Raw genomic sequence first — 8,833 nt, forward strand, 5'->3', positions numbered from 1 at the left:
GGGTTTGATTGGTATTCTGAATCCCGTGAAGTAAGATTTTGAATCAGGAAAGGAAACAATATGGGCGGTAAATCGGGCGGGGGACAACGGACACCTTATGAAGCCCCAAACAGTTTATCCAGCGCCCAGTCGCTGCGGATTATTGATGCGGTGTCCGAAGGTGTGGTTTCGGGGTTTGCCAACGGCGATGATGCGCCGTTCAAAAGCGTGTATTTTGATGACACTCCTGTCCAAAATTCGGACGGCAGCTACAATTTTAATGGAGTTACGGGTTATTTCCAGCGTGGCGAGCAAGACCAGTCCTATGTTCCGGGTTTCGATGCATCCGAGCGCACCGTAGCCGTTTCGGCTGCGGTGAAGCAGAATCAGCCGATTGTTCGCTCCGTTACCGACGAATTGGTCAGCCGTTTGCGGATTACGGTCGCTGTCGAGCGGAATGCGCAGGTTGAAGACAACGGCGACACCGTGCCTGCTGATACCTTAATGCGTGTTGAGTTGATAAACAGCAATGGTGTGCAGGCATCAAATCAGGTGCGTTTCAATGAAAAATCCAGCGGGACATATTATCAGGATGTCGAATTTGATGTGGTGCCGCAAGTGCCGTTCAATATCCGTGTTTTCCGAATTTCGCCTGATTCCAAGACCGACAAGGTCAGCAACAATACCTATTTTTCGTCCTACGTTGAAATCGTTGATGCGAAATTTAGCTATCCGCATACCGCGTTTGCGGCATTGTCGATTGATTCGGCGCAGTTCGGGAATCAGATTCCGCGTCGCAATTATTTGATGAAAGGCCGCTTGGTTAAAGTGCCGTCCAATTACAATCCTGAAACCCGTCAATATACGGGTGGAACATGGGATGGCAGTTTCAAAACCGCATGGACAAACAACCCTGCATGGGTTTTTTACGATGTGCTGACCCAGCCGCGATTTTCCACGCTGGCACGTCGTCTGAATGTGGCAGACATAGATAAATGGAGCCTGTACCAAATCGGGAAATATTGCGACGAGCCGGTCGATGACGGCTTCGGCGGCAAAGAGCCGCGTTTCGTCTGCAATGCCTACATTACCGACCTGATGCAGGCAGGTGAATTTTTGAACAATCTTGCCAGCGTCTTTACCGGTTTACCGGTTTGGAACGGACAGCAAGTATCCGTCGTCATGGATGCCGACGCCGATCCGGTGGCGCAATATACCAATGCCAATGTTAAAGACGGCCTGTTTAATTATGCGGGTGCAGCGTTGAAGTCCATTCATACTGCTGTTCATGTGCAGTATATAGACAAATACGATGGCTATCGCGCTAAAACAGAATATGTAGCCGACAACGAAGCCATCGCCCGCTATGGTTTGAATATCAAGCAGATTACTGCGTTCGGCTGCGATTCGCGCGGGCAGGCGGCACGTTTCGGCGCATGGACGCTGCAAACTGAGTTGCGGCAGCAGAACGCCGTAACGTTTGAAATCGGGCGTGAGGGGTTGAAGCATCTGCCTTACGACATCGTGCAGATTATGGACAATCAATACGCGGGTGCAGAGTTGTCTGGACGTGTTGCCGCCATTTCGGGCAATGTGCTGACGCTGGATCGACCTGTATCCGATGCGGTCGGAGCCTTGGTGTTTTATTCTGAAGGCGGTAGTCTGAAATCAGCGAAGATAACTGCGGCAGCAGGCAATAAGGTTACTTTGGAGCGTGAGGTGCCGTTGCAGGCTGGCGATACGTGGGTTTTATCCGGCAAAGTCAAGCCGCGCCTCTACCGTGCCATCGGCATCAAAGAGAATACGGACGCGGGTACTTATACCGTTACCGCGTTGCTGCATGACCCGAAAAAATATGCTGCGGTGGATAGTTTTGCGCATTTTGACCATGAAATTACCACGCTGCACAACACTGCCCCTGTGTTGACCGATGCGGCTGTCAATACCGACGATGGGACAGTTGTGATGACATGGGACAGCCTGGCCGCAAACGGTCAGGTTTTAACTTACGATATTAAGATTTACCGCAATAATAAACTGTATCGGCATATTCCTGATGCTCAGACGGCTGATATTTCGCTAGAAAACCTGCCAAATGGTCAATATCGCGCGGAAATTCGCGGGCGCAATGCTCGCGGGGTGTTGTCTGCACCGATTGAGAAAGGCTGGAGTGTTGATTACACGGTAAGCGGTGTTCGGGCAACGGCTAAGATGAACGCGGTACAGCTTGATTGGTATTTGCCCGATACGGTTATGAAGAATGTGTCGTCTGAGATTTGGTATGCGCGTGAAAATAACCGGGCGGCTGCAACTAAGTTGGCGACGGTTGCGTATCCGCAAACGACCTACACGCTTGCAGGTGTTTCGGTAACGGACGCTTTTTATTTTTGGGTGCGTATTGTCGATAATGCCGGTAATACCGGGGAATTTTCCACGGCTGTTGCTGGTAGGTCGGACCCTGACCCTGCTCCGATTTTGGCGCAAATGCGGGGTCGTATCACTCAAGACGAGCTGTCGCGTGATTTGTTTGCTTTGGTCAATCAGCCTAAAGGTTTGGGTGAGGCAGACCGTCGGGCAATTTCCGAGCAGGTCAAGCAGGAAGTCAAGACGCTGAAAATTGAAACGGCCGTCGTAACCGAAGTTAAAAAGGTCGTCAGCGACTTGGAAGGCAATATGAAGAGCCTGTATTCGTTACAGACTCAGGCATTTGGTAACGGACGGCGGGCGATTTCCGGTATTGCAGTAGGTGCGGACAGCAAGACCGCCGAAGGTCATATCATGATGATGGCCGATAGGGTTATGTTCGTCGATCCGAACAGTAATCAGATTGTGCCTGCGATGGTAGTGGATGTGAAAAACGGACGGTCAACGCTTGGTCTGAATGGCGATTTGATTGCAGACGGTACGATTCATGGGCGGCATATTGCGGCAAGTCAAACGATTCAGTCGCCGACGATTTTGGCGGGTACGTTGCGGATGGGGACGTTCAGTGTCAATCCGAATGGAGATTTTCAATCGTCGGCGGCGGCTGGTGGCGGTAGCGTGGTAATGAACCAGCATGGTTTTGTTGCTCGCGATTCGTCAGGTGGTTTGCGTATTTTGTTGGGCTATCGCCCGGGATTGTGGTAATGGATTACGGACTTTTTTGTTTTGACAGCGATGGGCGGCAAATTGATTTGAATCTGGAATCTTCGTTAGTTGTTGAGGGTGTTTTGTATCTTGGCAATTCTGAGACGGGCATGGTTCCGATTGATATGCTGTTCCCTCGTCGTCATTTTTTTAAGGGTATTTTCCTGATGCCGCAATCTCATTTCAATGCTCCGCCGGAGGTGGAGCATTTATCTCCGCTTTTTATTAAAAATGGGATGCTGTGTTGGGCGCATAATTTTTATCATTCCCGCTACTGGCCTGATATTTATTTTGGCGGTGGGGCATTTGCTGGTCGGAATTTTTTGTATGGCTATTTCAACTGATGATTGGGGTTTGTCGATTTACAACGACAACGGCGTTGATTTGTGTAATTACGGGGTATTCGTTCCGAGATACATAGGTCGTCTGAAATTGAGATATCCGTTCAATCAGGGGACTCACCCATCTTTGTTGCGGATTGTTGCTGAAGATGGGCGGGAGTTGACGATTGATGATGCCAGTAAAAATTTGCCGTTTAGTCATCATCTCGGTCGTTCTACTCCTATGAATTTGAATAATCCGGTTGGTAATATTCCTAATCCTGGCTATTACAATTCGCTGAATCGGGGCATTCGTTTTTTGCTGCCGCTGTACAGTAATCAATGGTTTTTTCAGGGTGCAAAAGGTATTGTTCCGTCGGTAATACACGGCTGGGGCAACGGCTATGACCGTGAAAAATGGGAAATGGCTGAATTAATGTGCAATGCGCTAAAATCGGGTGGTGATATTCAAAATGCGGCGTTATTGAGAAAGAAGATGCAGGGTACGTTGACTAAGGAGGAGCAGCGGAATTTTGTATTACGCAGTTTGCAGTCCGGTCGTAATCCTGTGTCGGGAATGCCTGTAACTATGTCCTTTCGGAGTACGGCAACCGTTGAGCATGAGCATAGCGGATATAGCAGTGTGTCACTTGGCGCGGGATTTATGGTCGTTGAAATGACGGGTGGAACGGAGCTTGAAATCTTTTTCTACGAAACCGCAGGTTTGCCATATCAGTATTTGTGTCGATGTTCGACGGTGCATGTGTTCGAAGAGTTTGGGTTGGATATGTACAACCCTTCGCCGCCGTTACTGAATTATGTAATGGCGACAGGTGATAGCTCGGCAACTGCGGAGGCTTTCGGTTTGCCTGCTCGTCCGTCGAATCTGATTACTGGTCAGGTGGAGCGTGCGCGGTGGATCTTTACTTCGCGCGTCGATCAAAGGCAGCCGCGTGAAAGCTTGGCGAACGTTGTTGCGACGTTATCCAGTGGTGAAGATGCCGCCTTAAGGGATAGGGTTACAACCTATTTGGAAGGCAGCCCGAAATTAAAGCTAAAGTACGAGCAATACAGTAGCAGCATGAAGCCTTTGAAATTGCTTGGGAGTATCAATCCTGATGCAAGCAGCGTGCAAAAGATGCCGTCTGGTAATGGTTATAAATATGTTGTCACCGGCGGGTATCTGTTTAATCGGGTTTGCCAGCCTGTTGGGATAATGGGCTTTGAGTCTGTGGACGCTTTGCTTGGTCAGAAAATTAAACCGGGTATGAGCGCGGGGGTCCATAGCCTTTGGCAGGCTCATGGAGTCCGCACTCCGTCGCCTACTCCTGACGAGGTATTTCGTTGGAATTTGGATAATATCCCTCGGTATCAGCCAATTTTGAATTACAAATATTCCGATTATTTAAAAGACGCATGGGATGGTGATCCGCGTTTTAATTTATCGAAATGGCAGTCGTTCAAGGTTGGGCTGTTGTCGGCATTTAATGCGCGGATGTCGGAAAATTTGGCGGTTTCTTATCGGCAATATAATAAGATGCTCGAAATTTCAAAGGTCGTCCGCGCAGGCGATATTGTTTTTTATAGTAAAGCAAATCCTGTTTCTGAGACTCAGTATTATCAGGAGCATATTCAGAAAGCTGAAGATGCTTTGGCTAAAGAGTTGCAAACTGAATCTTTAGCAAGAAGTAACGCAGCGGGCGCATGGTATGAGCAGATGGGAAATGAGTGGGCGCAGCGACAGGAAAATGAGTTCAAAAACAGTTTTGCATTGATGAATCAGTTGGGAAATCTGCTGAACTACAATACCAGTCGATATGGTGAGGCTGTTTTTTGGGGTGGTTGCGGATACCGTCATTCTGATTATTCGTTGGAAATTTTAATACCGCAGGCCGCTAATCATGGAGATATGATCCGCGAACCTGCACCGGAGAATTGGGTGATGTGCCAATCGCCTAATTTTTAATGTTTTGCCGTCTAAATGGTTTAGGCGGCATTTTTTTTAAGGAGGATTCCTATGACTGAAAGACAGTTGGTTGGAATGCAAAAGAGTATGGCAGACGAACAAACCGGAGTGCCGGTCGAATTTCATACGGTTACGTCTATGTCTTTAGATTACGCCTATAAAATTTATTCGGTAACAATCGGAAGTTGGTATAACAAGCCTTGCTTTGAGCAAGGTAAAAGTGCAGTCAGTTCGTTTCAGTTGACGTTGAACGGCGCGCCCCCGCGCGGGGTTGATTTTATTGACTGGGCGCTGACGTCTGTCGCATCGGCGGAAAATGTAAACAGCCCTTATGCAGGGGCAGAGCTTGTTGAAGGTAAATAACGGGAGTGGGGAAATGTCCGAGTCATTGGTCACGCCTGTCGCCATGTACACTTTAGGGGGTACGGCCGCGGCAGGTCATTTTTTAGGTATGCCGATTGACGCTGTCGTCATTGGGGCGATGGCTTCGGCGGCGGTAACGATGATAAGCGAGCCGAAAAGCCCACGCTTCACGGCCAGCCTGCGTTGATGGGCGCGGGTGAAAACCGTTTCTTGTATCTGTTGTTCGTAGATAAAAACGGCTTCACTTGTCGCTCAAACTATTTCAGCGCTGGGATTCAAACCATTCATTATGCTGTTACCGGCAAACTTGCGTAACAGGCCATCTTTCAGATGGCCTTTTTTCTTGGAGGTAAAAAATGAGTAACTCACTCAAATGGGTTAAATATATTCTTGAATGGCGTTTTCTTCCCGTACGGTTCCAGCAGTGGTTGTTTGGTACAGGCACGCGTGCGGTGGAATTTGTAAGTGGGTGTTCGATGATTGGTTATGCACTGGTCTTCGCATTTTCCCCGAACGACATTTATAGCTGGCCGATATACTATAAATTTAAGGATATTTCAGAGTTTACGTTGATATTGGTATTTGGCGGTGTCGGAGTGCTGCAACTGGCAGCGATGTACTGGCAGACATTCAAGGGGGAAGTGCTGTCGGGTTATATGCTTTTGGTATCGGCATTTATCTGGTATTTAACGGCGTATGCGTTTTGGGCGGCCTATCCGCCGGCGCATACAGGTATGGTTATTCCGCCCGTCTTGGCGTTCCTTTGCTTACTTGCTGGAAATAACTCACTTAAATTCTTGTTTTCGGAGGATAAATTCAAACGGAAACAAAAGGGGGAATAATGCACGATTTTTTTCAAATCGGCTATCTGTTCGCGATAGGGGGCGGCGTCATTGGTAGCGTGTGGTCAAGCATGAAAGACCATGACGCGCCAGTATCAAGCCTGTTTGAAGCTTTGATTTCGGCGGTTGCGGCGGCGGCAGTAGCGGAACGGTTTTTAATGCTAAACCAAGTATGGACTTGTGCGATTGCCGGCGCGTTTGTCGGTATTTTAACAGGTCATGCGATGGATACCGTGCAGGCCATTGCCCCGGGACTAATGAAAAAATGGCTCAGAAAAACAGCTGAAAAATTTATCGATAGTAAAGACTAGCAAAGGCCGTCTGAATATTCAGACGGCCTTTTTATTTCGAAAGGTAGAATATGACACAAGTAACACAAAATTTTAGTTTGCGTGAATTAACGCGTAGCGAAACCGCCCGCCGTATGGGTGTTGAAAATATTCCGACTGAAAAGGAAATGCAGAATATCCGCAAGACAGCTGAGCAGTTGGAAAAAATTCGTGAATACGTTGGCCGTGGCATCATCGTTACAAGCTGTTTTCGCAGCGAGCGTGTGAATAAGTTGGTTGGTGGTAGCCCAACATCGGCACATCGTTTCGGTTCGGCAGCTGATTGTGACGCTATCGGCATGACTTCTTTTGCTTTTGCGAAAAAGCTGATTGAAATGCGCGATGTTGGAAAGCTGGTATTTGACCAGTTGATCTTGGAATTTCCGGAGCGTGGGGATGGTGCATGGGTGCACATCGGTTTCCGACACAATGGCGCCCAACGTAATCAGGTTATGACTGCCGTTAAACGCGGTGGGAAAACCGTTTATTTACAGGGATTAGTGCCATGATTCTGTGGATACTTAAAAACAGAATCATCACGGCCCTAATTGTGTTGGTGGTGGTTTTAGTGTGTTGGCTTGGCTTTGTTTATGGTGTCGCCATTCCTGATGCTGAAAAGCGTGGTGCAGCAGTCGCTACGGCAAAAATCAGCCAAGATTTTGCTGTTGCCCAAGGCCGGCATGTTGCTGAAACATTGGAAAAAGAACGGGCGCGCACCGCTGAATTTGCTGCGATGCAAGCCAAAATAGAAAAGGAGAGAATCCATGCGAAAACTGTTATTAATAGCCTTCGCAGCGAGCTTGACCGCGTGCAGCAGTACGCCCGAAATCAAGGTGGCCGCCGAAACCTGCCCACAACCGATAGCACCGCCGGCGCATCTGATGAATCAGTTGCCAAAGGTTGGGCATTATTCGGAAAATGCACGGCTGAATATGCTGGAATGGCAGAAGTAGCAGACCAGCAAAGAAATGATCTGGCTGAATGGCAGGCTTATGGCCGTATTGTTTCTGGTGAATGAAAAAGCCCCCTTGCGGGGGCTTACTCTATAAAAAAAGCGTACTGTATGGAAAGAGTAGGTTAAGAGAAGCTGATATTCAGATTTTTGCCAAGCTTTTCAGCGGCTTTTTCCAAAAAATCAATTTTTGTATTGTGACGCAAATTCAGTAAGCGGTCAATTTGCGGCATGTGTACGCCTAATCTTCTTGCCATTTCGGATTTCTTTACATTTTGTTGTACCATTTCATTAAGTAGCAGGATTTTAGCTGTTTCTAATGCCGGTAAAACGACAACATGCTCACCATCATTTTCTGAAGGCAGAGGGACAGCTTTCCTGTCTTCAAAATATCCTTCTAATGCGCAAATCAGGCCGTCAATTGCTTCGATTTTTGCTGTATCTTCGTCTTCTCCGACTGCGACAGCTTCCGGAATATCTGGGAATGTTACTAATAAAGTACCATTATCGTCTGGCGTTAGAATATAGGGGTAAGCTAACATATGCACCTTTCATTTAGTAATCCAGTATAGTTATTAGGTAGCAAGCTCCTCCGAGCTTGCTCCTTTTTATTTCTTATTTATTTAAGATCTAAGTCTTTTTTGATTTTTTGAACCAATCCCGTACCAATTTCTTTACTACCGTGGTTTGGGAAAACTGATGTTTTATTACCAAGTTTTATTAATTGATGGCTTCCGCGTTTTAGCGTGGTAAACTCTACACCTTGAGAGAGCAGCCATTTCCTGAATTCGCTGTATTTCATCATTCACCTCCTTTCCATACAGTAAGGTCATAATACAACAAAAATGTTGTGATTGCAATACTAAATACAACATTTTTGTTGTATTTAGTATTGCTCAAGATGATTTTAATTTGTGGGCATATATGGGGGTACATAAATTAGTAAAAAATAA

The 8,833-nt window shown here is 47.2% G+C and carries 11 protein-coding genes; 9 read left to right on the forward strand and 2 right to left on the reverse strand.

Annotated features, from left to right (window positions below; all coding sequences use genetic code 11):
* Nucleotides 1–60: 60 nt before the first annotated feature.
* The 9 genes from O3682_RS01510 to O3682_RS01550 all read left to right on the forward strand — a co-directional run bounded on the left by O3682_RS01510 (nucleotide 61) and on the right by O3682_RS01550 (nucleotide 7,946).
* Nucleotides 61–3,108, forward strand: coding sequence for a TipJ family phage tail tip protein (locus tag O3682_RS01510; protein WP_371508110.1), 3,048 nt, complete (start codon nucleotides 61–63; stop codon nucleotides 3,106–3,108).
* Complete coding sequence (locus O3682_RS01515) at nucleotides 3,108–3,452, forward strand: hypothetical protein (RefSeq protein ID WP_371508111.1); 345 nt, start codon at nucleotides 3,108–3,110, stop codon at nucleotides 3,450–3,452. The genes O3682_RS01510 and O3682_RS01515 overlap by 1 nt, the downstream gene beginning before the upstream one ends.
* Nucleotides 3,436–5,394, forward strand: coding sequence for a hypothetical protein (locus O3682_RS01520; RefSeq protein ID WP_371508112.1), 1,959 nt, complete (start codon nucleotides 3,436–3,438; stop codon nucleotides 5,392–5,394). Before O3682_RS01515 ends, O3682_RS01520 begins: the two co-directional genes overlap by 17 nt.
* Before the next feature lie 51 nt (nucleotides 5,395–5,445).
* Nucleotides 5,446–5,757 carry a hypothetical protein gene (locus O3682_RS01525; protein WP_371508113.1) on the forward strand — a complete coding sequence of 104 codons (312 nt, stop codon included), beginning with the start codon at nucleotides 5,446–5,448 and terminating at the stop codon, nucleotides 5,755–5,757.
* 13 nt (nucleotides 5,758–5,770) lie between these two features.
* The gene (locus O3682_RS01530; RefSeq protein WP_371508114.1) at nucleotides 5,771–5,944 is read left to right on the forward strand and encodes a hypothetical protein; all 174 of its coding nucleotides are present in this window, start codon (nucleotides 5,771–5,773) and stop codon (nucleotides 5,942–5,944) included.
* A 169-nt stretch (nucleotides 5,945–6,113) separates the two neighbouring features.
* Nucleotides 6,114–6,599, forward strand: a complete 486-nt coding sequence (locus tag O3682_RS01535; protein WP_371508115.1) for a hypothetical protein — start codon at nucleotides 6,114–6,116, stop codon at nucleotides 6,597–6,599.
* On the forward strand, nucleotides 6,599–6,910 hold the full coding sequence (locus O3682_RS01540; RefSeq protein WP_371508116.1) for a hypothetical protein: 312 nt from the start codon (nucleotides 6,599–6,601) through the stop codon (nucleotides 6,908–6,910). The genes O3682_RS01535 and O3682_RS01540 overlap by 1 nt, the downstream gene beginning before the upstream one ends.
* Before the next feature lie 50 nt (nucleotides 6,911–6,960).
* On the forward strand, nucleotides 6,961–7,437 hold the full coding sequence (locus tag O3682_RS01545) for a D-Ala-D-Ala carboxypeptidase family metallohydrolase (RefSeq protein ID WP_371508117.1): 477 nt from the start codon (nucleotides 6,961–6,963) through the stop codon (nucleotides 7,435–7,437).
* Entirely contained in the window at nucleotides 7,434–7,946 is a 513-nt protein-coding gene (locus O3682_RS01550) for a hypothetical protein (protein ID WP_371508118.1), read from the forward strand. Before O3682_RS01545 ends, O3682_RS01550 begins: the two co-directional genes overlap by 4 nt.
* Nucleotides 7,947–8,005: 59 nt before the next feature.
* Here the strand turns inward: O3682_RS01550 and O3682_RS01555 are convergent, their stop codons facing one another.
* A complete protein-coding gene (locus tag O3682_RS01555; protein ID WP_371508119.1) occupies nucleotides 8,006–8,422 on the reverse strand; it encodes a type II toxin-antitoxin system HicB family antitoxin in 417 nt (138 codons plus the stop codon).
* 77 nt (nucleotides 8,423–8,499) lie between these two features.
* Complete coding sequence (locus O3682_RS01560; protein WP_234395568.1) at nucleotides 8,500–8,685, reverse strand: type II toxin-antitoxin system HicA family toxin; 186 nt, start codon at nucleotides 8,683–8,685, stop codon at nucleotides 8,500–8,502.
* Nucleotides 8,686–8,833 lie beyond the last annotated feature (148 nt).

Source organism: Neisseria sp. 27098_8_112, from assembly GCF_041433235.1.
Taxonomy (GTDB): Bacteria; Pseudomonadota; Gammaproteobacteria; order Burkholderiales; family Neisseriaceae; genus Neisseria.